22 protein-coding genes are annotated in these 25,678 nt (G+C 44.1%); 3 read left to right on the top strand and 19 right to left on the bottom strand.

What is annotated here, in order from left to right:
- Positions 1–39: 39 nt before the first annotated feature.
- The 7 genes from AC23N5_RS18865 to AC23N5_RS18835 all read right to left on the bottom strand — a co-directional run bounded on the left by AC23N5_RS18865 (position 40) and on the right by AC23N5_RS18835 (position 7,044).
- Complete coding sequence (locus AC23N5_RS18865; RefSeq protein ID WP_487756781.1) at positions 40–1,512, bottom strand: alpha-amylase family glycosyl hydrolase; 1,473 nt, start codon at positions 1,510–1,512, stop codon at positions 40–42.
- A 12-nt stretch (positions 1,513–1,524) separates the two neighbouring features.
- Positions 1,525–2,133: a riboflavin synthase gene (locus tag AC23N5_RS18860; protein ID WP_487756780.1), complete on the bottom strand. Its 609-nt coding sequence runs from the start codon at positions 2,131–2,133 to the stop codon at positions 1,525–1,527.
- Positions 2,134–2,139: 6 nt separating this feature from the next.
- A complete protein-coding gene (gene rfbA, locus AC23N5_RS18855) occupies positions 2,140–3,000 on the bottom strand; it encodes a glucose-1-phosphate thymidylyltransferase RfbA (RefSeq protein ID WP_183974652.1) in 861 nt (286 codons plus the stop codon).
- A 349-nt stretch (positions 3,001–3,349) separates the two neighbouring features.
- Positions 3,350–4,390 carry a DUF4097 family beta strand repeat-containing protein gene (locus tag AC23N5_RS18850; protein ID WP_487756779.1) on the bottom strand — a complete coding sequence of 347 codons (1,041 nt, stop codon included), beginning with the start codon at positions 4,388–4,390 and terminating at the stop codon, positions 3,350–3,352.
- 88 nt (positions 4,391–4,478) lie between these two features.
- Positions 4,479–5,162 carry an MCP four helix bundle domain-containing protein gene (locus AC23N5_RS18845; protein WP_183974656.1) on the bottom strand — a complete coding sequence of 228 codons (684 nt, stop codon included), beginning with the start codon at positions 5,160–5,162 and terminating at the stop codon, positions 4,479–4,481.
- Between the two features lie 91 nt (positions 5,163–5,253).
- Positions 5,254–6,567, bottom strand: a complete 1,314-nt coding sequence (gene nhaD / locus AC23N5_RS18840) for a sodium:proton antiporter NhaD (protein WP_487756778.1) — start codon at positions 6,565–6,567, stop codon at positions 5,254–5,256.
- Between the two features lie 42 nt (positions 6,568–6,609).
- A complete protein-coding gene (locus AC23N5_RS18835) occupies positions 6,610–7,044 on the bottom strand; it encodes a CBS domain-containing protein (RefSeq protein WP_487756777.1) in 435 nt (144 codons plus the stop codon).
- 149 nt (positions 7,045–7,193) lie between these two features.
- Between AC23N5_RS18835 and AC23N5_RS18830 the strand changes: the two genes are divergently transcribed.
- On the top strand, positions 7,194–7,388 hold the full coding sequence (locus tag AC23N5_RS18830) for a hypothetical protein (RefSeq protein ID WP_487756776.1): 195 nt from the start codon (positions 7,194–7,196) through the stop codon (positions 7,386–7,388).
- A gap of 3 nt (positions 7,389–7,391) precedes the next feature.
- On the opposite strand, the gene AC23N5_RS18825 is transcribed toward AC23N5_RS18830, so the two are convergent.
- From AC23N5_RS18825 to AC23N5_RS18785, 9 genes are all read right to left on the bottom strand, one after another.
- Entirely contained in the window at positions 7,392–8,381 is a 990-nt protein-coding gene (locus AC23N5_RS18825) for an FAD:protein FMN transferase (RefSeq protein ID WP_487756775.1), read from the bottom strand.
- 4 nt (positions 8,382–8,385) lie between these two features.
- On the bottom strand, positions 8,386–9,636 hold the full coding sequence (gene nqrF / locus AC23N5_RS18820; RefSeq protein ID WP_487756774.1) for an NADH:ubiquinone reductase (Na(+)-transporting) subunit F: 1,251 nt from the start codon (positions 9,634–9,636) through the stop codon (positions 8,386–8,388).
- A 6-nt stretch (positions 9,637–9,642) separates the two neighbouring features.
- Positions 9,643–10,257 carry an NADH:ubiquinone reductase (Na(+)-transporting) subunit E gene (nqrE, locus tag AC23N5_RS18815; RefSeq protein WP_487756773.1) on the bottom strand — a complete coding sequence of 205 codons (615 nt, stop codon included), beginning with the start codon at positions 10,255–10,257 and terminating at the stop codon, positions 9,643–9,645.
- 30 nt (positions 10,258–10,287) lie between these two features.
- Positions 10,288–10,971 (bottom strand): NADH:ubiquinone reductase (Na(+)-transporting) subunit D, encoded by a 684-nt coding sequence (locus AC23N5_RS18810; RefSeq protein ID WP_487756772.1) that lies wholly within the window; start codon positions 10,969–10,971, stop codon positions 10,288–10,290.
- Positions 10,972–10,985: 14 nt separating this feature from the next.
- Positions 10,986–11,687, bottom strand: coding sequence for an NADH:ubiquinone reductase (Na(+)-transporting) subunit C (nqrC, locus tag AC23N5_RS18805; protein ID WP_487756771.1), 702 nt, complete (start codon positions 11,685–11,687; stop codon positions 10,986–10,988).
- A complete protein-coding gene (locus tag AC23N5_RS18800; RefSeq protein ID WP_487756770.1) occupies positions 11,680–12,837 on the bottom strand; it encodes an NADH:ubiquinone reductase (Na(+)-transporting) subunit B in 1,158 nt (385 codons plus the stop codon). The genes nqrC and AC23N5_RS18800 overlap by 8 nt, the downstream gene beginning before the upstream one ends.
- A gap of 31 nt (positions 12,838–12,868) precedes the next feature.
- Entirely contained in the window at positions 12,869–14,221 is a 1,353-nt protein-coding gene (locus AC23N5_RS18795; RefSeq protein ID WP_487756769.1) for a Na(+)-translocating NADH-quinone reductase subunit A, read from the bottom strand.
- Between the two features lie 100 nt (positions 14,222–14,321).
- The gene (locus AC23N5_RS18790) at positions 14,322–14,966 is read right to left on the bottom strand and encodes a DUF1684 domain-containing protein (protein ID WP_487756768.1); all 645 of its coding nucleotides are present in this window, start codon (positions 14,964–14,966) and stop codon (positions 14,322–14,324) included.
- A gap of 81 nt (positions 14,967–15,047) precedes the next feature.
- Complete coding sequence (locus AC23N5_RS18785) at positions 15,048–16,538, bottom strand: tagaturonate reductase (RefSeq protein WP_487756767.1); 1,491 nt, start codon at positions 16,536–16,538, stop codon at positions 15,048–15,050.
- A 126-nt stretch (positions 16,539–16,664) separates the two neighbouring features.
- Here AC23N5_RS18785 and AC23N5_RS18780 point away from each other — a divergent pair, with 126 nt between their 5' ends.
- Both AC23N5_RS18780 and AC23N5_RS18775 read left to right on the top strand, forming a co-directional pair.
- Entirely contained in the window at positions 16,665–17,846 is a 1,182-nt protein-coding gene (locus AC23N5_RS18780; RefSeq protein ID WP_487756766.1) for a GlmU family protein, read from the top strand.
- A gap of 46 nt (positions 17,847–17,892) precedes the next feature.
- Positions 17,893–19,608, top strand: coding sequence for a hypothetical protein (locus AC23N5_RS18775; RefSeq protein ID WP_487756765.1), 1,716 nt, complete (start codon positions 17,893–17,895; stop codon positions 19,606–19,608).
- A gap of 13 nt (positions 19,609–19,621) precedes the next feature.
- On the opposite strand, the gene AC23N5_RS18770 is transcribed toward AC23N5_RS18775, so the two are convergent.
- The 3 genes from AC23N5_RS18770 to AC23N5_RS18760 all read right to left on the bottom strand — a co-directional run bounded on the left by AC23N5_RS18770 (position 19,622) and on the right by AC23N5_RS18760 (position 25,293).
- Positions 19,622–20,521 carry a DMT family transporter gene (locus AC23N5_RS18770; protein WP_183974665.1) on the bottom strand — a complete coding sequence of 300 codons (900 nt, stop codon included), beginning with the start codon at positions 20,519–20,521 and terminating at the stop codon, positions 19,622–19,624.
- A 114-nt stretch (positions 20,522–20,635) separates the two neighbouring features.
- A complete protein-coding gene (locus AC23N5_RS18765) occupies positions 20,636–22,060 on the bottom strand; it encodes a SusD/RagB family nutrient-binding outer membrane lipoprotein (protein WP_487756764.1) in 1,425 nt (474 codons plus the stop codon).
- 56 nt (positions 22,061–22,116) lie between these two features.
- Entirely contained in the window at positions 22,117–25,293 is a 3,177-nt protein-coding gene (locus AC23N5_RS18760; protein ID WP_487756763.1) for a SusC/RagA family TonB-linked outer membrane protein, read from the bottom strand.
- Between the last annotated feature and the right edge of the window lie 385 nt (positions 25,294–25,678).

Raw genomic sequence — 25,678 nt, 5'->3', positions numbered from 1 at the left:
AACAAATTATTATACTTTCAAAAATAATTGAAAATAAATTTATTCTCCCAACACTACACAACTAAACGGTGCCAACGAAATGGTATCGACCTTTTCAAAACGCGACGCGGTGTCAGTGGTCAATAGCAACTCGGTGGGCATGAAGGAGGCAGAATAAGTCACTGTTGTACTCGAAAGATTATGAAGCACCCATACTTCCTGCTCGGCGAGGCCACGCTTGAATACGACCAAGCGAGGGTTGCGGTTGGGTAAAGGTTCGATTTGTCCGTAAAAACTACCGATGACGGCATTGGATTTACGGAAATGAATCAAGCGTTTGTAGTGGTTGTAGAGCGAATTGGGGTCGTTTTGTTGATTCGCCAACGGTGTTACGGTCACGCTTTTGCTGTACTTGGGCTTCATCCAACGCGCTCGTTCGCGGTCATGTTGACGGTACCCCCACAAAAACGGCTCACGGATAAACTCATCGGGTTTTTGTCCCAGCATCCCCAATTCTTCGCCATAATAAACGTACGGCTGTCCTGGTAATGTAAAGAGCAAATTGGCTGCCACTTTCAAGTGCGTCTGCTTGCCGTGCAACACACTTCCAATGCGCGTTTGATCGTGATTGGTCAGCATCGTTGCATCAATAAAACGAGGATTTGTTTGGGCAAATACTTGACGATTTTTGGCCAGAGTGACAATCAAATGCACGGTATCCCGCTCTTCAGCCGTGATTTTTTGAAGTGCTAGACTCAAATCAAAGTTAAAATTGGCCGTCAGCCCGCGAAAATAAGGGGCTATTTTATCGGCTGTATTCCACACTTCCCCGACCAAATACACCTGCGGGTTTACTTTCTGCATTTCCGTCCGAAATTCGACCCAAAAATCGTAGTTTTTGTACTCTTCCCATTCGGGATAAATATGGCGTGCGGCGTCCAATCGAAAACCGTCCACGCCCATTTCTAACCAATAGTTACCAATTTCATAAATCGCTTGGCGCACAGGTGGGTGGTCGCAGTTGAGGTCAGGCATTCCTTTCCAAAACAGGCCGTAGTATTTTTCCGTATTGCCCACCGCACTGTGCCAAGGCTTTCGTTCCCACGTATCGGGCGTAGCTTCGCGCGTGGCAATACCCAACGCCTCGATTTCCTCGGGGCTTTTCCAATTGTAATAGTTTCGGTAAGGACTCGCTTTACCCTTGGCCGACTCTACAAACCAAGGATGGCGCACACTCGTGTGGTTAATCACCAAATCTAGGATGACTTTAATACCGCGTGCGTGGGCTTCGGTCAGAAGATTTTTAAAATCGTCGAGGGTTCCGTATTCGGGTTCAATGCCGTAATAATCAACGACATCGTATTTATGATAACTCGGTGACGGCTGAATCGGAGTAAGCCATATTGCCTCAACACCAAGTTCCTGAAGGTAAGGCAGCTTGGAACGAATGCCGTTCAAATCACCGATTCCATCCCCGTTGGAATCGCAAAAAGAACGAACAAAAATTTCGTAACAAATTCGGGGGTGCGTCAAGATTTCCAAGGTTTATTTAACGGCAATAGGCGCCATTGATTTCGCCAAAATCTTCTGCATGTATTTCCCCAAAATATCAAACTCCAAGTTGACGATGTCACCCACCTTCAATTGATGAAAATTGGTATGCTCGTAGGTGTAAGGAATAATCGTTACGCGGAAGCCGTCATCGTGCGAGTTAAAGACCGTCAAGCTCACTCCATTGACACAAATCGAGCCTTTTTCTACGGTAATGTTTCCTACAGAAGCATCATACGTGAAATCAAACAACCAACTTCCACCTACTTCGGCGATGTAAGTACAAACTCCCGTTTGGTCAACGTGGCCTTGAACAATGTGCCCATCAAAACGGCCATGCGCAGGCATACAGCGTTCCACGTTTACCTTTGTGCCTACTTTCCACTGGCCTAAGTTTGTTTTTTTGAGGGTTTCGTCCACCGCCGTCACCGTGTAGGTAGTTCCTTCAATGCTCGTCACCGTCAGACAAACGCCATTGTGGCTTACACTCTGATCAACTTTGAGTTCGGGCGCCAAAGCTGCGCTCAACCTAAACGTCAGGTTCGTTCCTTCTGCAACAATTTCGACGATTTCGGCCGTCGCTTCTACAATTCCTGTGAACATCTGATTTTACTTCAAAATTCCTAGTAAATACTGGCCATAACCGCTTTTGAGCAACGGCTGGGCAATTTCGCGAAGTGCATCGGCCGTGATGAAACCCATACGGTAGGCCACTTCTTCGATACAACCGATTTTAAGCCCTTGGCGTTCTTCAATCACTTGAACAAATTGTCCTGCTTGCATCAACGACGCAAACGTACCTGTATCTAACCAAGCTGTTCCACGGTTCAACACCCCTACTTTGAGTTTTCCACGCTCCAAATACACGCGATTGATGTCCGTAATTTCGAGTTCTCCGCGTGGACTAGGTTGGATATTTTTGGCAATCTCCACCACTTCATTATCGTAAAAATAAAGTCCTGGAACGGCGTAATTTGACTTGGGTGCTTCGGGTTTTTCTTCAATCGAAAGCACGTTAAAGTCTTTATCAAATTCTACCACACCGTAGCGCTCGGGGTCGTGCACTTGGTAGGCATACACCACACCTCCGTCGGGGTCGTTGTTGGCTTGTAATAATTTACTGAGTCCACTACCGTAGAAAATATTATCGCCCAACACCAACGCCACTTTATCGTCTCCAATAAAATCAGCACCAATAATAAACGCTTGGGCAAGGCCATCGGGACTGGGTTGTTCGGCGTAGCTAAATTCACAACCGATGCGACTTCCATCTCCTAAGAGTTTTTGAAAGTGCGGTAAATCATGGGGAGTCGAAATAATCAAGATTTCACGAATACCCGCCAACATCAAAATTGATAACGGATAGTATATCATTGGCTTATCGTAAACGGGCATCAACTGCTTACTAACGGCCAACGTGAGTGGGTGTAAGCGAGTGCCTGAGCCACCCGCCAAAATAATTCCTTTCATAGAATGCGGAAGTTCTAATTGTGTTTCGGTGATTTAGCATCAAAATTAGCTATTTCATTGTGAAACTCAGCACCAAAAAATAAAGTCCGCCAAAACTGGCGGACTTACTACGGTCTGACTATCGTAAACCCAGTCAGACGGTAGTCAGACTGAGATACGATTCCGAGGCGGTTTGACTATCGTCTGACCTTATTTCAGTCAGACGACAGTCAGACTTACGATTCCGAGGCGGTCTGACTACCGTCTGACCGAAAAATCGTCTGACCTTATCTCAGTCAGACGGTAGTCAGACTGAGATACTATTCCGAAGCGGTCTGACTATCGTCTGACCGAAAAATCGTCTGACCAATTAATCATTTACTGAAATAGAACCCGCACTTGCACGCATCGACACCAACGCGCCACCGCCGTTGAGTGAGCCTTTTACACGGTCTTTTTCTACAATACCATTGAAGTTTTTAAGCGTACCTACGTTGACGCGATTAGCGCGTAAATCGAGTTCCATGCCTTTGTTGAATGGCATTTGAACGTGAATACCACCTGCTGAAGTTGACAAGTCTAAAAATTGACCTACCGATACAATGTCAGCGTGGATACTTCCTGCGCTGGTGGATGCCCGCAACGACGCCGCTACGTCATTCAAACGAATCGAACCACCCGAAGTTGAAGCCGTCAATTCCCCTTTGATACCGCCACCTCTGATGCTTCCACCGCTCGTACTAGCTCTCAAAACGCCATCCACTTGGTTGAGCTCGATGCTTCCTCCTGAGGTTACGAGTTTGATGTCCCCTTTGCATTCGTCGGCATGGATGCTCCCACCGCTCGTACTGAGGTCGATTTGCTCACGGCATTTTGCCAAATGAATACTGCCACCCGATGTGCGTCCTTTAACATTTCCGCTCAATTCGTCTAAATGCAAGCTCCCACCACTGGTAGAGAAGCTTTGCGTTCCCGACAAGTTCGCCAAACGGATACTTCCCCCGCTCGTAACCAAATCGGTAGCGGTTTTTTCGGGAACAATGATTTTAAATGAAATACTCAATGAGCGTTTCCAGTCCCATTTTTCGTCTTCGTTTTTGCGTTTCACGCGGCAAACGAGCGTTTCGCCTTCCATCGCTACGCGTACTTCGTATTCTTTGAGGCGTTCGTCTATTTCTTCTTTGCTCAATTCCGAACTGCCGTTCCAGTTGTTGGCGCGTACGTACATTTCGACTTTGGGTTCGTTAGTACTCCCTGCTACGCGAATGCTCCCGCCCGAGGTACGTACTTGAAGGGCTTTTACAGCCGAAGCGCTAAATGTTTTGGTAAAATAAGGGGTTTCGTTGTCCTTTTGAGAGAATGCGGCAAAAGCGACTAAAACGAACGATAATGTAAAGACGATGGCTTTCATGGTTGTATGAGTTTGTGTTTTGTTAAATAGATGCAAAACCTCAAGCTCAAGTTGCACACGAAGCGCTGTTTTTTCAAAAAGTTTTTCCCTAATTCAAATGGAAAGGCTGGGAATCTTGGCGAATGATTTTGGAATTCACTACCAACGACACCACGATAGTGCCGATAATGATGGTAATGATGATTTGAAGGTTTGAAAGGAGATTGCAGTAATACGTCTCGGTGTGCGAATCTTTGATAAGTTTTTGCCCGACTACCGACTGAATTTTGGTCAGTTCACTCAACCGATGAATCGACTGCTGAAACAATTGGCTTCCTTCCGATTGAAACAACTCTTTTCCCTCTTGGGAGGCTGAATGAGCAGCTAATCGTACAATTTTTTGTTCTAACGTCGCATAAGCTTGGGCATGAGTCTTCAACGCATTGAGCGCCTTTACTTCCTCTTCCACCAGCTTTGTTTTCTGAAACTCTACCAATAAGGAATCAATCTTGTGGGTATGAACCGAGAGTTGTTTCCCTAGTTCCTGCCACGAAGTAGAGGCATTCTTTTCCAGCCCTTGTTCCAACAACAAACGCTTTGAATATAAATGCTCGCTCAAATACACAATATCGACGGTAGGCACCAATCTATCTTGGTAAATAGACGACAGCGAGTGGTCGATGTTATCCAAACTCATGCGCGACACAAGGGCACTCAGCAAAATCACAACCATAATTCCGCCTAGAAGCAACGATGCTTTTACTTTTTGCTGAATAACAAATGACCATTTCATGATTTTACTGAGTTTAGAGAAGAATACTGTCGAATGTAATAAAAACATTTCGTTTTCTCAACTTTAAAAACCCAGCAACGTTATTCCACTGCTAATGGGTCATATAATAAACCGCAATTCCAGCCAAGTAGCCAATCAGTGCATAGCCTGAAATACGCTTCAAATACCAAATAAAATCAATTTTTAGGATACTCATCGAGGCCACCCCAGCCGCCGACCCAATGATCAGAATACTTCCGCCCGTTCCAGCACAATAAGCCAATAGGTTCCAAAAATCATGGTCGGTAGGAAATTCGGACATAGAATACATTCCCATGGCAGCAGCCACCAGCGGCACATTGTCCACAATCGCAGAAAGTAACCCTATCGTGGTATTGATAATGTAAATATTGCCAAAGGTTTGGTTAAGAAGCTCTGCCATCTGGCGCAAATGCCCAGAGGTATTCAATGCCCCAACAGCTAACAAAATGCCTAAGAAAAACAGAATGCTCGGCGTATCAATGCGGTGCAACATGGCTGCTACCGAAAACCCTTGTTTTGTGTCGGACTCTTTCCCTCGATGTAAAAATTCCGTAAAATACCACAGCAACCCTACCGACAACAGAATACCCAAATACGGCGGATAATGCGTAAATGCCTTAAAAACGGGTACGGAAAGTAGCCCTACTCCTCCCAAAACGAACATTAGGTTACGCTCCAATGCCGTGGTTTGAGCGTGTGCTTTCTGCTCACCTGCCGATTGTTTTGGAGATTCAATGTTTCCCTTTAAGAAATACGAAGCCACCAACAAAGGCGCTAAAAGACTAACAGCCGATGCTAAAAACAAGGTTTTCATTACAGGCAGTGTCGTCACTTGTCCCCCAATCCAGAGCATAATTGTCGTCACATCACCAATAGGTGACCATGCTCCGCCCCCATTGGCCGCAATGATTACAAACCCGCCAAAAAGCCAAATGTTCTCTTTATCTTTAATAATACGGCGCAACAAAGCACACATGATGATAGATGTGGTCATGTTATCTAAGCCTGCCGACAAGAAAAACGAGACCCAAGAAATAATCCATAGCAACTGAATCCGATTGGTTGTCTTGATACGATCAGTGATGGCTCGAAAGCCATCGTGAACATCGACCAGCTCCACAATTGTCATGGCTCCTAACAAGAAAAACAAAATACCCGCAATTTCCCCCAAGTGTTCAAAAAGAGCTTCATTCAAAAAATGATGAGCCTCAGGAGGCGTGGACAAGGCTCGAATGGCAGGCATATTTTCAAAGCCCACCAAAAGAATAACCCAACAAAAAACCCCCGTCAATAACGCGGAGGCTGCTTTGTCAATTTTAAGAGAATGTTCCAATGCAATAAGGCCATATCCGATGATGAATACGACAACAAGTAAAGTAGCCATAATACAAGAGATTAGGGGTCAAAAGTTAGGATGATGCACTGCTCAGGCATTGGTAATATACTGTTCTAAAAAGCCAATGTGGTCTTCTTGCTCTTTCATGATGGAATTAACAATATCCCCGATGCTCAAAACCCCAACCACTGTTCCTTGTTCCACAACGGGCAAATGTCGAAATTTCTTCTCACTGAATATTTTCATGCACTCTCGGATGTTCATATCTAGCCCAACCGTAAACACTTTGGGTGTCATTACTTCCTTAATTGCCGTACTTTTTGCTTTTCGGCCTTGTACAATTCCTTTTCGGGCATAATCTCGTTCAGAAAAGATGCCGACCAGTTGTTGGTTATCCAACACTACCACTGCACCAATGTTTTTTTCGCCCATTAATAACAGTGCTTCTATCACCGTATTTTCGGGTGAAACACTCCAAATATGCGACTGAGGCTTATCAGCTAAGAGTTTTTTTACAGAAATCATAATCGTTTCAATTTGAATAGGTTAGGGGTCAATAGCAGAAATTAAAGCTACTTACTTTCTTTTATATATACAAATATTTCTCAGAAAAATATTATAAGTAATTTTTGAAATTTTTCCCAAAATTTATATCTTTCTAAAAAATGGTTGTTATGATAGCTGCTATCGTTTTATCTGTTGTCTTGGTCTTGATTGGCGTCGCTCTTTTAAGTATTCGCTTACTGCTTGTCAAAGGAGGAGAGTTTAAAGGTACTTGTGCCAACAACAACGTTTATCTACAAAAAGAAGGGGCCGTGTGTGGTGTATGCGGGCGGCAGACTGGGCAGCCTTGTGGTAATGAAGATTAAACGCTATTCTGCCTTTGAGAAAAAATTAGGCGTATGAAAAAGCTGTAGTTCGCCTTTTGAAGTAGCCGAAATCGCGTACAGTTCCAAACCTTGTTGTGCCGCCATCGTTTTGGCTTTTTCTAGGCCAAGCACCAAAAAAGCCGTCGCATAAGCATCGGCCGTCATACAATCATCCGCAATCACCGAAATACTCAACAAATTATGGGTAATGGGAAAACCCGTTTTAGGGTCGATGGCATGGCTAAATTTTGTACCCTCTCGTACGACAAACTTCCGATAACTACCCGAAGTAGCCAGGGATTTTCCGCTTAACGAAACCACCGTTTGCAACGCTCGTGCTTCGGTCTGATTCTCGGTAGGCTTGTCAATGCCGATTTGCCAATTTTGTCCTTTTTCATTGCGGCCTTCGGTGCGTACTTCCCCGCCTATCTCCACCAAAAAATCATTAATAGCATGTGATTTTAAAAAATGAGCCATCACATCCACCGTATAACCTTGCGCAATGGCATTAAAATCTATGGCTGTTTGAGGGTTTGTTTTTACCAAACGACTTTCGTGAAGCTGTACCGTACGGTATCCCACGGCTTTTTTGATACTATCTATTTGCTGGGAAGTGGGAAGCGGAAGTCCTTTTTTATAACTAAAGCCCCACGCTTTCACCAATGGCCCAACGGTAATATCAAATGCGCCGTCGGTCAGGCTTGAGATTTCTTGAGATTTTCTAAAAACCGTTTCAAAATGTATATCTACGGGTGTTTCTAATGTGCTTTTATTGACTTGGCTGATGATTGAGGTGCTATCCCACAGCGACATACTATGGTCTAGCACTCGAAATAAACTATCGACAGCACCCGAAAAATCCTGCTCACTGGCATATACGATACGAAAGGTAGTGCCTTGGGCTTGCCCCTCCAAATGCGTATATTTTTTTTGAGGCTGACATCCTATAAGAAGCCATACCACTCCCCAAAGCCCCAAAAATCTACTTTTCATTTTGTTAGCTACCAAAGTCATCAAAAGCAATATTATCCCTAGCAACGCCTAAGTTGTCAAGCATCGTTTGTACCGCCGAAAGCATCATTGGTGGTCCACATAGATAATACTCAATATCTTCGGGGGCGGCATGATTATCTAAGTATTCATTTTTGACCACTTCGTGGATAAAACCCACGTATCCATTCCACTGGTCATCAGGGAGCGGCGCTGAGAGCGCAATTTCAAAGCGAAAATTAGGAAATTCGCGCTCAATAGCCCGAAAATGTTCTTCATAGAAAATTTCACGACGGCTTCTTGCACCGTACCAGTAAGATACTTTACGGCCTGTTTTGAGGGTATGAAACAAGTGAAAAACGTGCGAGCGAAGGGGGGCCATCCCAGCTCCACCTCCAATGTATATCATTTCTTTTTCGGTATTCTTAACGTGAAACTCTCCATAAGGCCCACTGATGGTTACTTTATCGCCTGGCTTACGAGAAAAAATATACGACGAACAAGCCCCTGGATTGACATCCATAAAAGCATTTCGTGCCCTATCCCAAGGAGGTGTAGCCAAACGAATATTCAGCATAATGATATTCCCTTCGGCAGGGTGGTTTGCCATTGAATATGCCCGAAAAAGTGGCTCGTCTATTTTGGTTTTTAAATCCCAGATTTTGAATTTATCATACTCGTCAATAAACCTGTTGGGGATGTTATGAAGTTGGTATTTAAAATCAATCGTTGTCTCGGGTACATCCACCTGAATATAATCTCCTGAATGAAACTTGAGCAATTCTCCTTCGGGTAGTTTTACTACAAATTCCTTAATATAAGTCGAAACATTCTCGTTTGACACCACCGTACACTCCCATTTTTTGATACCAAAGACCTCATCAGGAATACGAATCTCCATGTCTTCTTTTACCTTCACTTGACACGCCAACCGTACTTTTTCTTGCACTTGTCGTCGGTTTAAGTGATTGGTTTCAGTAGGCAACACCTCTCCGCCTCCCGCAAAAACCTGGCATTTGCACATGGCACAAGTTCCACCGCCACCGCACGCAGAGGCCAAAAATAAGTTTCGGCTTGCCAATGTAGCCAACAGCGATGCCCCAGGCTGCACCATCAGTGGTTGTTCTTGATTTCCATTGATAATAATTCCTATTTCCTTTTGAGGAAGTAGGCGATCTTTGGCCGTTAGAATGAGAAACGCCAATATTAAAACGACGAATATAAAAACAACAACACTGGCAGAAAGGATAGGTAGCATGGCATTTTAAAGTTGAATTCCTGAAAAACTTAGAAAAGCTAAACCCATTAAGGCCGTGATAATCATGGCAATACCTAACCCCTGAAGGGGCTCGGGGACATTAGAATAACGCAAACGCTCGCGTATGGCAGCCAATAACACAATCGCCAAGAAGAAGCCAATACCTGCTCCCGACGAAAACACCACCGTCTCCGCAAAATTATATTCGCGCTCTTGCATAAATAGCGATGCACCTAAGATAGAACAGTTGACGGTAATTAAGGGTAAGAAGATACCCAATGAAGTATAAAGCGCAGGCAAGAATTTCTCGACAATCATCTCGACCAATTGTACAGCTCCTGCAATGGTAGAAATGAAAAGGATAAATGCTAAAAAGGTCAAATCAACGCTTTGAAGCGATGAATGTATCCATCCTAATGCCCCAGGCGAAAGCATATAACGTAGAATCAGGTAATTGAGAGGCGTCGTTAGGAGCATCACAAAAATAACTGCTAGTCCTAATCCAAAGGCCGTTTTTACCTTTTTAGAAACGGCCAAATACGAACACATGCCCAAAAAAAAGGCAAAAATGACATTCTCAACGAATATAGTTTTTATCAGAAGATTCAGGAGATGTTGCATGGTCGAAATGAAATTAGTAAACCCTCAAGATTAAGAAACATTTATCAGCTTTTTATTGCGGCTTCGTTGCCACCAAATGATGACCCCTATCAAAAGTAGCGCCGCAGGTGGAAGCATCATGAGGCCATTATTGACATAGCCCATGTCATAAAGCCACTGTGGAACAACCTTATAACCAAGCAAAGACCCCGCCCCAAGCAACTCCCGAACAGCCGAAACCAGCACCAAAACCACCCCGTACCCAAGGCCATTACCAATACCATCCAAAAACGATGGCCAAGGTTTCTGGGCCATCGCAAATGCTTCTAGCCGTCCCATGACAATGCAGTTGGTAATGATAAGTCCTACAAATACTGATAGTTTTTTACTGACATCAAACATATAAGCTTTCAGCAACTGATCAACGATAGTCACTAGCATAGCTACCACAATCAACTGCACAATGATGCGAATCCGGTTTGGTACTGTATGCCTAATGAGGGACAAGATAAGGTTAGAGAACGCTGTAACCGCCGTGACCCCTAGCGCCATAATAATCGCAGGCTTCATCTGGACTGTTACCGCCAAGGCCGAACAAACCCCCAATATTTGTACTGTCACAGGGTTATTGTCGTCGAGTGGATCCCTCAAAATCTGTAGGTTTTTCTTTGAAAACACCCCTTCTGATTTCTTTTTGCTAACAGACGGAGCTTCTGTGCTGCTTTGAGTACTCATCGTGTTTGCTTTGTTTATTTTTTAAGTTTCTCAAAATAAGCCAAATAGGGTTCTAACCCATTTTTTATCATATTACTTGTGCCTTTTGAGGTAATAGTTCCCCCCGAAATGGCATCGACCCGATGTTCTGCCCCGAAATCTGACTTATCTGTTTTTTTGATTACATTGACAGAGACAAACTGCCCTTCTTCCATGATTTGTTTTCCTTGAAATTGTTCCTGAAATGGCATTTCAGCGATTTCTGCTCCCAAACCTGGCGTTTCACTTTTATGGTCAAAAAAAGCACCATACACCGTACTGAAATCATCTTGAATGGAAAGATACCCCCAAATCGCCCCCCAAAGCCCCACTCCTTGCATTGGTACGATGTAGTATTTTTTTCCCGTTTGCTCCGTAAATACATACAAAGGAAGACGTCGTTCTTGGGGTGTTTTTCCTGCTTCAGTTTTTAGGTTTATCTCGCTCACTTTGACATCATTCACCACTTCTCCTGCCGCGTTGAGTACCATTTCTTGGATACCTTTGGCATACGTATCTTCGATTTGAGAACGCTCACTAAAACTCAGGCGTACTGCACGAAGGATGTTAGACTTTTTATCTAGGGCACTGTTTGCCTCTTGGGCAGGCTTGAGCCCTACCGCTGCCACTGCCAGTACAATTGCCGTGATAACCGACAAGACGGAGGCATACATCAGGGTGTATTGGTTGCTATGCACGTTTGTTACGGTTTTTAATGTGTTGTTCTAATACAATATGGTCAATCAAAGGAGCAAATACATTCATCAGCAATATACTCAGCATAACCCCCTCTGGATAGGCGGGATTAAACACCCTCAAAATCACAGTAAAAGCCCCAATCAGCAACCCATAAATCCACTTGCCTTTTTCTGTATGGGCGGCGCTCACGGGGTCGGTGGCCATATACACAGCCCCAAAAGCAAATCCTCCCATAAGCCAATGATAATAGGCAGGGGTGTGCATGGCATGGGTCGGAATGTCGGCAGGTGCCAAACCATTCAGTATCAGCCCCATCACCAAAGCCCCCGCAAAACAAGAAACAATGATTTGCCAGCTACCAATCCCTGTGATGATTAAAACCAATGCCCCAATCAAGCAAGCAAAAGTGCTTGTTTCGCCAATAGAACCCTGTTCAAACCCCCAAAACATATCCGCAGCCGAAGGGAGTTTTGTATAATTGGCATCAAAAGTAACCAAGTTGGTCGCGCCTGAATAAGCATCAATAAGGGCATGGCCTGATTCGGCCGACAAATCAGTCCAAATATCGCCCGACATATAAGCGGGGAAAGCAAAAAACAAAAACGCCCGTGCCAGTAAGGCAGGGTTCATAAAGTTCATGCCTGTTCCCCCAAAAATCTCTTTCCCAAATACCGTACAAAAAACCGCTGCCAAAGCTACCATCCAAAGTGGCACAGTAACGGGCATGGTAAGTGGAATGAGCAAGCCCGTTACCAAATAACCTTCACTGACTTGGTGGTTTCGTAAAATGGCAAAAATAAACTCGACCCCTAACCCTACGCCATAAGACACAATGACAATAGGTAAGACTTTCCAGAAACCGAACATGAAGTTATCTAGCAGTGATGCCTCCATACCATAGGCCAAATGATGCTGATAGCCTACGTTCCACATCCCAAAAAATAGCGTAGGGAGCAAAGCAATAATGACCGTAAACATAGTACGCTTTAGGTCGATTGCATCTCGAATATGTACCCCATGAGACGTTGTATGCCCTGGGACAAAAAGAAAAGTTTCCAGCGCATCAAACGCAGGATGAAACTTTTCCAGCCGCCCGCCCTCTTCAAAATAAGGCTTAACGGCTTTAATAAGTTGTCGAGCTATTTTCACGGTAAATCAGGATTGGTTTAGGAGATGTTTATTATCCTTCGCGTCGAATAAATTCTAATCCTTCAGATATAATACGTTGTACCTCTATTTTAGAAGTACACACAAACTCACACAGCGCAAAATCTTCTTCCGATACTTCATAAATTCCTAGCTGCTCCATCCTATCAATGTCTTTTGCCAAAATAGCTTTAAGCAAATGAACAGGATAGATATTCATTGGGAGTACTTTGTCGTATTGCCCTGTCATCACAAAAGCCCGCTCTTCGCCGTGTTGGTTTGTATCAAGCTCATAGGTTCGCTTGGGACTTAGCCAAGAGAAAAACGTTCGTGACAAACTCAACTTCTCAAAACCAGGCAGCAGCCACCCCAAAAACTCAGGAGTATCCCCTTCGGGAATAACCGTAAGCTGATTGCCATAAAAAGACAAAAAATCGTTGGATGGCGCTTTTTTCCCTGTCAGTATATTTCCTTGAATCAAACGGCTATTGTCAGTCTGTATTCTGTCGTCCACAATTGAGCTTATCTTTTGGCCTGTCATTACCTGATAGTACTGCGGTTGTGCAACGCAGCTACCTGTTAATGCAATCGTACGGTCGGCTCGATACCTACCTTCAGAAAACAAGCGTCCTATGATGATAACATCTTGGGGATTTACATACCACACCACATCTCCTTTTTGGATGGGTGCAATGTGGTGAATCTGTACGCCTACATTACCCGCAGGGTGTGGCCCTTTAAAATGATGAAGGTGGCGAATTTCATTAAAATCGCTGTCGGTAAGTTTTTCTTCGGGGGCTGCACGAAGCGAGATGTGCAAATGCCCATTAGCGAGTTTTTCTAATACTTGAAGACCCGTAAAAAAGCTCGTTCGCTCTTGTTCAATCAAATACCCTACGTCAGGTGCCAGCGGCGCCGAGTCGAAACAAGATACAAAAATGGCTTTGGGAGTATCGTCAGGGTTGGCGATGAGCGAATAGGGGCGTTGTCGAATATAAGCCCAACAACCACTTTCTAGGAGTTGTTCGATGATGGCTTCGCGCGCTAGTCCTTGGGGATTTGTTTGAGGGAAGGAGACATATTTGGTCGTGCGATCAGGCATCACACGTACCTCTAAAATACGGCGTTTTTCGCCGCGTACAATTTCTACTATTTCACCACTGACGGGCGACGGCAATCGAATTCTGGGATTATTTTTATCATGAAATAAGGGCTGACCTGCCAAAACCTCTTGCCCTACTTCTATTGATAACCTGGGGATGACCGAGGGAAAATCTTGCGGTTTTAACGCAATGACATCTGAAAAAGGAAGGCTAGTGATTCGGTGATCCGCCACGCCTTTTACCTTAATATCGTAGCCTTTTTTAATGGTAACTGTCTTTCCCATAATACCATTTATTCTTTTAATAATACAAATAAATGGCTTTTTTTTGAAAAACCTAATATTTTCCAAAAAAAATACAAATTTTTACTTTATCAGGCAAAAATTACTCATTTGCCTGATAATAAAGCTTTTCGCCCGCCTCTATCCGCACAGGTAAGGTGTTTTCTTTGGGAGGAATAGGGCACGAATATTCGTGATTATACGCGCAGTAAGGGTTATAAGCTTTGTTAAAATCAATGGCCAACTTACCGTCGTTCACGTCTTCCAGTTTGAAATCTAAGTAACGTCCACCGCCGTAAGTTTCTTTGGGAGCAGTGGCGTCACGAAACAGAATCGACAGCCCTGATTCGTGTTTATAAATCAGCAACCGATAGACGTTAAGGTCGGCAGCGGCGCTCTCGCCTGGCAATGTAAATTCCGCAAAGCCGTATTTTTCGTATGCTACCGTTGTGCCATCGGTCATTGGCACGTTGACTTTTTTATCAGTAGCGTGGTAAGGCACCACCGTGGCAGTTACTTTATAAATAGAGCTCGGAGAGAAATAATTAATGCCTTTAAAATCGCCCGTTTTACGAAAAGGAGACTCCTCCGAATCGCGGAAAAACTTGTCTTTGTCTTTGCGCTCTTGCGCCATTTCTGCCGCGTAATCTGCTTCAGACACGGTTGTTTCTTCTCCCAAAAATGTGTAGCCAATGACCCCAACAATAACCGCTACAATCAATCCGATGACAAATTTGTTTTTAAACATACTGGCTTAAAATTAATGAGACAAAGCGACGGCATCGCTTGAGGCGATGCCGTCGCAAGTAGTCTATCTATAAATTTATACTTACAAAATCGCTTTTTCGAGCGTTGCTTTGACCCCGTTGGTCATCATTTCGGTCAACAACTCGGTGACCGTTTCGGCAAAACCTGCCAATTTGGTCAAGTTAGTATCCCAAATTTTTGTATTGCTCAACACCTCATTTACTAGCGTTCCCACCGTTTCTACCGTCACACCTTGCCATTGTTCAGAGAAATAGGCCGCTTGGTCGTCGTTGATGAGGTAGAAGCTCTCGCCACGCTGTCCAAAATACTGGTTGTTTTCGCTCTTTACCGCTTTCATAAAAAGCAAATAAGCCGCAAAACCTAACGCAAAGTGCTTAGGTACGGTGCCAAATTGCTTGTAATAACGCTGAATAGTGGCTACGTTACGAGCGTTCATTTTCGAGGTTTGTTGGAGCGTAATACCAATCAACTTTTGTTGAATGAACGGGTTACGGTAGCGACTCAAGATGTCGCCCGCAAATACTTTTAACTCCGCTAGTTGGTCTTCAAAAGGCAAGGTTGGCACCACTTCATCGTAAATAACACTTTCGTAGTATTTCGACATCGCAGGGTCTTGCATACACTGATACGTAATGTCAAATCCGCTCAAATACCCCAACGGAGCAGAAGCACTGTGGCTTCCGTTAAGAATGCGAAGCTTGCGCTCGCGGTAATAGGAAATATCTTCGTCAACAATCACATTATCAAACAATTGCTCAAACGATAGTACTTTTTTCACGCGGTCGTCGCCCTCAATGGCCCACAAATAATACGGTTCGGCTACCGTCAATAGGCTGTCTTCGTACCCAAGTTTTGCTTCCAATTGCGCTTGAGTCGCTGCATCGGGCTTCCCTGGCACAATTCTGTCCACCAAGGAGTTACAAAACTTAACGTGGTATTTTAACCATTTATTAAACAATTTACCAAGCTCATTATAAGCAGAAAGTTTTTCGACGCACTCACGGAGTTTAAGGCCATTGTCGGTAATCAACTCCGTCGGAATTACGACCACGCCTTTGTCTCTTTTTCCACCATAGGTGCGGAAGCGTTCGTACAAAAACGCCGTCAATTTGGCGGGAAACGATTGAGGTGGGTTTTGAAAAATATTTTCTTCCACGTACTGAATTCCCACTTCGGTCGTGTTCGAGATAATTACTTCGAGGTGCGGATTGCGAGCCACTTGCAAAATACTGCGCCAATTGTCTTGTGCCGATACTACGCGGCTAATTGCCCCCACTGTCACGGCTTCGTCGATGGTTTCGCCGTTGCTGTCCACCCCACGCACACATACCGTATATAAACCATCTTGCTCGGCAAAATCGTCGGATAGACCTGCGGTAGATTTCACCACCACAATACGTCCGTTGAAAACGTGTTGTCTATTGGCTTGGTCAATCAAATAATCACACAACCCTCTGAGCAACACACCCGTACCAAATTGGAGTACTTTTACGGGCAAGTCAAGGCTATATTGGGTTTCGTTATCAACAATTTGTTTGGTTAATTTAGGCATGGTTCTAAAAGATTGAGCAGTTTGGTAGGTTAAAAATGTTTGTATTGGCAAACCTAATAAATTTTGCGCAAAACTTATCTTTGTGGCTACCAAAGGCTTACAAACTCTAATAGATTTTATTGATTTATGACCAATTTTATTTTGTACGACGACGCGGCCATCCGCCCTCATTTGCTCCCGTTCACGTTCACCCGTCCTGTTTCCGACGTACGTTGTGGAATTATGACTTTGACCGAAAAATGGGTGCATTACCTTGGTAAAACCCCTTCTTTTTTGACCGAACCTTACCTTCAGTATAAATTTCCGCTCATTACCACCCACGACAATACCTTCCTCAACGGTGCTGTTTGTGCCACCGTTGCCATCGCCAATGCCGTTGAAAAATTACAAGTAGGACAAGTATTAGTGGGTTCCAATGGCATTACAATTGCCTACCGTTCGCCGTTTGAAGTGGTACAGCCGCAGACCGAGCTTTCGGTCATTCCTTTTCCCGAACCTATTACGGTTATTCAACATGTATGGGACATTTTTGTGGAAAACGGTGCGCAAATCAACGCTGATTTTGCAGCCATCACCCACCAGCGAACTTCCCAACCACTGAACGACCCACACACGCATTGCTATGCCCCTGAGCGTATTTTTATCGAAGAAGGAGCCAAAGTACGTGCGGCGATTTTGAACGCCGAAAATGGCCCCATTTATATTGGCAAAAATGCAACCATTTGCGAAGGCAGTGTGGTCATGGGCCCATTTTCACTGGGAGAAAGCGCGACCGTCAACTGGGGAGCAAAAATGCGCATGAACACGACCATTGGGCCTCACTGTAAAGTAGGAGGAGAAATCAGCAACTCTGTTCTTTTTAGTTATAGCAACAAAGGCCACGACGGTTTTTTGGGAAATTCTGTTCTTGGTGAATGGTGCAACCTAGGTGCCAACTGCAACAACTCTAACCTCAAAAACGATTATACCAACGTAAAGCTGTATAGCTACGCCACGCATACCCTCGAAGACACGGGGCGCTTGTTTTGTGGTTTGTTTATGGGCGACTACACCAAAGCGGGCATCAGCACCATGTTCAACACGGGGACAGTTGTCGGGGTCAATGCCAACGTTTTTGGGGCAGGATTTCAGTCAAAGCACATCCCTTCGTTTTCGTGGGGAGGCGCTACCGAAGGCACAACCGAATACCGTCTCGAAAAAGCCATTCAAGTGGCCTACGAAACAGTTAGCAGACGAAACGTTCGTTTTGGAGAAATAGAACAAGACATTTTAAGAAGTATATTTGAGCAGACTCGGGTACGTTCTTGAGTCAACTATTTTTAGAGCCATAACAACATATTCGTTCAGTATTCCTATGAAATTGCGTTGGTATTTTTTCTCAGCCCTCGTGCTATTTTTGTCCATCCAAAACACTTATGCTCAAACTGACACCTTGGTGGTGCGGGGAAAAATCGAAAACCTTACGGCACGTCTTTATCGACAAGCGTCGGAGGTGGTGGTCGCACGGGTCAATATTTTACAACCCAACCACGAAATCATACGGGCTGCCCCTTTGCAACCCAACGGTAGCTTTGAACTCAAAATGCCCCTTATTTTTCCCAAGGAAGAGTGTTATTTGACGTATAACAACCTCGTGATGCCCTTCTTGGGAAGTAAAGGCATTGTCGAAGTGACGATTTATGCCGATTCTTTGGTCAAAAGTGACATTCCGCTCCGCTTTGCAGGAGTCAATGCCGAGGTGAATAATTTGCACGCTCAGTTTTATATCCAACGCAAAAAGTGGCTGGAAGCCAACCCTGCCACAACGACAAACACCACTGACGCAGGCAAATACTGGCAGCACTTAGATACCGAAAGTAACCGACAAATTGCGTTTTTTCGCTCTCTTCCAGCCTTTACTAAAGCTCCTCCCTTGCTAGAAGAATGGGTGGTTTCTTCAATTGAAAATACCGCCAAAGCGCAATTGTATTCTTTTTTGCAGCAAACTCTACAGCGTGTGCCAAATTCACTTTGGGTGATTTCTTCAACCGAGACTGAGCAACGAACAACCCGCATGGGGCCTCAAGGAAAGCCGATTGGTACCGTTGCCGACTTAGACCAATCGAGTTTGCTTACTTTTGCACGCGCAGATTTTTTTCAGCAATTCAGCGCCCACGCGCAGCTGACCACCCCTGCCCTCTCTATCAATACACTGCCTGTTGCCAAAGTTGCGTCACTCATTCTTACCTACATTCCCGACATCTCCGAAGAACAAAAAAGCAAGCTACTGGAAATATCACTGGGTGGCTCGGCCAAAACGCGGGATTTGACGATGCTCAATACCCTTTTCAGCAAAAAACGCGATACGTTAGAGGTAATCAATACGTTTGAACTTGAAAACCGAAAATATAGCTTCTATTTTGGAGACAGAGGAGTCGATTACCTCAATGCGACGTTTTATGTCAGACATCTCTACACCGCGCCTATTTTAAATAAAATGGTCTGGTACCAACACATTCGCCCTACCTTGACTTCGCCCTATTACCAAAAATCGTTGGACGAACTGCATCACATCGAGTGTAACGACTCCACCGCCATCAATGAAGCACACGACATTATAGATTTGCAAACCCAAGGAAATTTCGAGGCAGAATTGGGAAATGGCATTACGCTCTACCAAAAAATCTACATGGGCGGGCGTGAGTTTTGGGATGAAATCAAAAGAAAAGTACGAGGAACACCCGCCTATTTACTCTTTTGGACCAACGACGAATACGGAATGCGCGCCCTCGCCGAAGCCCGTCAGCTAGAGGCGTCTTTGCCGAAAGGGCAGCTTAATTTTGTCTATCTGTCAGAATACAAAGAGAGCACTAACGTGTGGGTTGAAAATGTGGTCAAACGTAAATCTAGGGGACTGCACGGAAAACTTACCCAAGACCAAAACGAATTTTTAGAAGCGGAATGGGAAATAACACGAGCTCCTTATGCTGTTATTCTGGATGCCCAAGGCAGGTACATCAAACGCGACGCCCCCCTTCCTGGCGACCGCGAAGGATGGAGCAAGATTTGGCCAAAGGTTTTTAAGAGATAGATAAAGACAGCGATTATCCTTTAGAAAAACGGCTGTTGAGTATCGGGTACAAAATTACTGTCAGTAAAATAACGCCCGTTCCTGCATAAAAACCTGCGGTCATGCGCTCATTGAGAATAAAATACGCCAGCGCCATGCCATACACAGGTTCTAGGTTGATGGTAAGATTGAGGGTAAAAGGGGACATTTTTTTCAGCAAATGCACGCCTGCCGAATACGCATAAACGGTACAAACACTGGCCAAAATCCCCAACCACAGCCAATCCATGCTTTGAGGAACAACCTGTGCTTGTGTAAGGCCGCTCACCATTCCAATACCCACTAGCCCAAGAAACATCCCCATGGTGGCACCGCTCATTTCATAAAAAGTAATGACCAAAGCAGGATGGGTTTTGACAAAACGGCTATTGGCAATCGTAAACAAGGCGGCCAGCAAGGACGAAATCAGCGCCAAGCCCAAGCCCCACGATTGGTCAAACTCAAAACGAAAAATCAGGTAAAGCCCCAACATAACCAACAGGCTCATTAGAATTTCTAACGGTCGTACTTGTTTACGGCTAAACAACGGTTCCAACAAAGCCGTAAACAATGACGTAGTGGACATTCCTGCCAAACATACCGACGCACTTGATACGTGGGCAGAGGCAAAAAACGTCAACCAATGAACGCCCATAATCACGCCTACGCCCAGCATTTTATTACGGTCTTGGGGCGCTACTTTTTTCCATTCTTTGCGTAGCGTAAGCACCAAAGCCAAGCCAATGGCCGCTAAAAGTGTCCGAAAGAACGTCAGACTAACCCGCGACAAATCGGCGTTGATTAATTTCCCTAAAATGGCCGTAAAGCCCCAAATAATGACCAAAAAGTGTAGGTGTAAGTAATCGAAGAGGGTAGGTTTGGGCGAGGTGTTCATCAGTGTTGGTATTATGCTCTTAAATAAAAGAAGCTGCCCAAAAGTTCCCCATTATCATCTGGTGAAAAACTTTTCAGGCAGCCCTTCTAGCTTTTTATGTGCGTTCTATAACTCTTATTTGTCCCACCATACACGGGTGTATTGGTCATCCTTACCTTGCTTTGCCACTACAGCGTTGTAGTTAGTTTTATTAAGGGTTGATTCTGTAGCAGGATAAGCCATTCTACGAGGAATATCTTTTCCTCCATTCAATGGGTTAGCAGCAGGAGTTAACGCTGGGAAGCCAGTACGACGCCATTCTGCCCATGCTTCACTTCCTTGATAAAACAATGTAATCCAACGTTGTACACTAATTTGCTCAATGGCTTTAGCAGCAGTATAAGCCACATCAGTTTGGGCAATGTATGCTTTGTAGTCTGCTTCATTATAAACACCCCACTGTTCCAGCGACGCCTTAATCGCAGCTTCATACAAATCTTTGGCATTTCCTGTAGTCCATCCCAATGCGGCCGCCTCGGCTTGTGCCAACAATACCTGAGCATACGTAATTACGTTAACAGAAGAATTCTGTTGACGAATTGAAGGCGCTGCCAAAGATACATCTTGCGCTTTCCAAGTAACAGGAAACACACCGTAAGGTACTCCACGGTACTCTCCGTTGATGTTTTTCTCTGCCATTGCTGGTAAGCGTGGGTCTTTCAATTTCACCAATGTGTTCACAAACGTACTACTCACAGCATAGTCCTTACGGTTTGTAGTGATGTAGTTATTATAAAGCGGGTGCTCATTATTGGCTTCCGACAAATAAGAATATTTCACGTTATCAGCGTTAGAAGTAATCACTCCATCGGTCAGGGCAGCCGCAAATTCTGCTTTTCCTTTAGCAGGATCTACTTTTGACAAGCGTAAAGCTGCAATCAGACGTAGTGAGTTTGCGAATTTTTTCCATTTCGCTACATTTCCACTCAAAAGGATATCACCCACTACAGTTTTACCAGCATCAAACTGACCTTGCGCCTCTTTAAGCTCTTTAAACAAATCATTGTAAATTGCCTGTTGAGAATCAAAGGCAGGGCTAAAATTAGCAACCCCCTTCAGTGCCTCAGAGTAAGGAATATCCCCCCAGCGATCAGTGATGTACTGCAAAAAGTAGGCTTTCAGGATGCGGGCAGTTGCTACCTGATTGGGATTAGAACCATTAGCAGCAGCGGTAGTCTTCGTAGCATCATCAGTATTTAACTTAATGATATACTGCAAGTTACTAAGTGGACCAGTGTACAGTGCATTATAATCTACCTGTACCGTTTTGTACCGCGACTCTTCTATGTAAGTCACATCTCCAAACTGCTGCGCATACAAGGCAGGCATAATATTTGTTGTAGTGCTTCCCACATTTCGCAAAACCCCTGTCAACAAACTAGCCGTATTTGGATTAGCAGGACTATTAGGGCTGACGTTCATATCCCCAAAATCACTGCATGAAGTCACAGAGAATAGTAACCCTGCTCCAAGAATTGATTTTAAAATTGTATTTTTCATAAAATGATTCTTTTTGAAAATTGCACTGAAGTTCAAACTCATCTTTAGGCTTTATATTACAAGCCCAAACGGAGGTTAATACCAAACGAACGTACTGGAGGTAGCTGACCACCTTCCGTCCAGTAGCTCTCTGCTTCTGAAATATCAATTCCACCACCTACAGCACTGTAAATCAATAGTGGATTTCGGGCAATAAGCGAGATATTGGCCGACTTAATGGCTTTACCTAAAACTGCTTTAGGGAAGTTGTAACCAATTGATACTTCACGCAACTTCACAAATGTTTGATCAAAAATCCAGTAATCATGCAATGCAAACAAACGGTCTTCGTACAATGCCTGCGTCTCTGCACGAACTGTATTAGGTGTTTTTCCATCAGGGCCAACTCCATCAATCAAGATACCACCACCGTCAGCAACAGCGTCACGTTTTGGCTTGCCCAATTCGTTAAGTCCAGCTGTTTCAGCAGCCAAACCTGCATAGGCATTAAACATTTTGGTAACAGAGAAGAACTTACCACCAACAATAAAGTCAGTGTTGACTCTCATGTTCCAGTTTCCGTATGTAAAGTTGTTTAAGAAACCACCTTTAAATTTCGGCAATACCGAACCCAAAGGCTGATTCAAATCGAACTGATAAAGTCCCTTTGCATCCAAAATAGGCTGTCCAGCTTCGTTTCGGCGTATTTTACTACCTGAGAACAACCCCCATTCTTCGCCTTCACGCGCATTGATAGTAAGACCTCGCCACGATGAGCCTAGTTGGTAATTCGTCAAACCTGGTGCCAACTCAATAACTTTTGAAGTACTACGATCAAAGTTCAAATCCGTTTCCCATTGGAATTTGGTTCCTTTTACAGGAGTGGCATTGATGTGAATCTCCCAGCCCTTTGTCCGAATCAAACCTGCGTTGATAATTGCATTGCTATAACCACTCGTAGGAGCCACTGCCAAAGGAATAATCTGATCTTTGTTGTTGTTTTGATAAACAGTAAACTCTAACCCAACACGATTACGGAAAAACTTCAAGTCAATACCTCCTTCGTACGAAGAAGACAAGCCTGGTTTCAAGTTTTCGTTAGGTAGCGTAGTTGGAAGATACATAGTAGGGTTTGAACCAAATGGATTCCCAGTACCATAAGTCAACATGGTATTATAGGGTCCAATGTCTGTTCCAACTTGTGCATAACCTCCCCGAATCTTACCGTACGACAAGAAACCGCTATTAGGCAACAAATCCGAGAACACAACACTTCCTGAAAGTGAAGGATACAAATAAGAATTGTTGTTTTTGGGCAAGGTAGATGACCAGTCGTTGCGTAATGAACCTTCTAAGAAGAAAATGTTATTATACCCTAAGCTCACGTTTCCGTACAAGCTATTGATACGACGTTCTCCTTTTATGTTAGATACGCTTGGGCGGTCTTTAGAAGCAGCAATGTTGTAAAAACCAGGAGTAGTAAGCCCACCTACAGTTGCCTGAATGAAATACTCAGAGAGGTTGTAACGAATGTTACCACCCGCATTGGCAACTACCGAAAGTTTTCCATAGGTTTTGTCAAAGCTAAAAAGAGCCTCGTAGTTATTTTCACGAGAATTAAGTACGAGGTTTGAGTACCCTCCTTTTCCACCTTCATTCAAAGTACCAGCAGCAATACGCCCCTCTTGGAAGTATTGACGTTGGTCACGGCGCGCAACCAAAGACAATTTCAAATAATCTGTAAATTTGTATTTAAGGCCAAAATCACCAAAAATACGAGTGTCACGGCGGCTATTGGTGTTATCATACACCTGTGTATAAGGGCTATCCCAGTATTTGGGTTTCGCATCCAATGGTCCACCAATATTCCAACTACGGTAAGTACCATCCGCATTTTTGTAATTTTTTAAATCTTCAATGCTCAATTGACGCTGGAACCACTGGTTGAAAGAACCGATGGTTTGGTTAAATCCATTCAAAATCGCCCCACCTAGTCCTGTTGAGTTACTTCCACCACTTGAGCCATAGTTATCCGCAGGAATATTTACTCCCCTAGTAGCAGAATAATTGATATTCAAATCGGCCGTTAATCCTTTGAATATGTTCAGAGAGTTTTTAGCACTCACAAAATCACGGGTTTGGCTACTATTAGGAACAATACCGTTATTGATAATGTGGGTATAAGAGATACGCGTTTGGTAATTATCACCTCCTTTTGAGAAAGAGATGTTTGAGTTATGGCTTACTGGCTTTTCAAAGAAGTCGCGAACGTTGTTAGGATTAGCTACAAAAGGAGTAAGCTGCCCAAACTCAGGACCAGGCTGCCACGACCACGCAGAACGGTGAGGAGAACCATCGATTTTGGGACCCCAGCTTTCATCGGCAGAATAATCTAACATCTTTTGTCCATCAAACGACGACCATGAAGCAGGGTGAATGGCAGGGTTAAACTTAAAAATTTCCCAATCTTGCGAGTATCCACCACCGTATTCATTTTGATACTTAGGCAGAAGGCCAACCATGTCAAGTGTCGTACTGTGGTTAATGTCCAAACGTGCTTCACCAGATTTAGCGCGTTTTGTAGTAATCAAAATTACCCCACCCGCAGCACGGTTTCCATAAAGGGCTGTCGCCGCAGGGCCTTTGAGTACTGAGAGGTTTTCCACATCATCCATGTTTACGGCATTGATGTCCGTGGGAGTTCCGTCAACAATATAAAGCGGACTACCCCCTGTAAGGCTATTGACCCCACGTACACGGATGTCAGGCGTACCAAACTTCGCTCCCGACTGCCCAAGTACCTGTACCCCTGCAATTTTACCTGCAAGCGCGTTGGCTACGTTTGCGTCACGAGCGGCGGTTAGTTTGTCCGCCTTAATTTCTTGGACAGCAGTATTGATAGCCCTTTTGTCACGAGAAATACCTAATGCGGTTACAACTATTTCTTGTAATTGAGAAACGTCAGAAACAAGCTTGATGTTGATAACATTTTGTTTCCCTACGGTTACTTCTTGATTGGTAAAGCCAATAAAACTAAATACCAATTGCGCATTGTTTGGGGCAGACACTTTGTAGTTTCCGTCTGCGTCGGTGGTTGTTCCACGTGTTGTTCCACGTACCGTTACACTCACTCCTGGCAAAACTGACCCGTCGTCGGAAGTTACTTTACCCGAAATCGAGCGGTCTTGGGCAAACAACGTGAGGCCACAAAATAGCATCGCCACTGCGGCCAGCAGTGTAAACCTTTGTTTCATACTTTTACTTGTTTTTTAGTTTAGATTAAGAAATACTTCCGCGGGTAAATCTAAAGAAGATACTATCTGCCGAGATGAAAATTAGATTAAAGTTATTTTGCATATCTACAAAACCCCCAAATCTATCTACCAAAACCCCCTCTTTAATGACGTTTTGCCATTAAAATAGCTATTAAAACCTTTCTTTGTTCGTTTTACTCTCTCACAAAGAGCTTACATTTCTATTTTGGTTTTAGTACTTTTTCAATAATGGCTTTTTCTCTTCTTCTTGCCCTAAACAAATATCAAGTCATCTCCACCCTAAAAAAAAGACTTTAGTCATCTTTTCAGCGAAATAAAAATGGGCTTTCCTATTGACACAGTTGATTGGTTTATTTTACTTTGT

The organism is Runella sp. R5_40 (assembly GCF_057652295.1).
The sequence above is the reverse complement of the archived record's forward strand: the minus strand, read 5'-3'. Positions and strand labels throughout refer to the sequence as shown.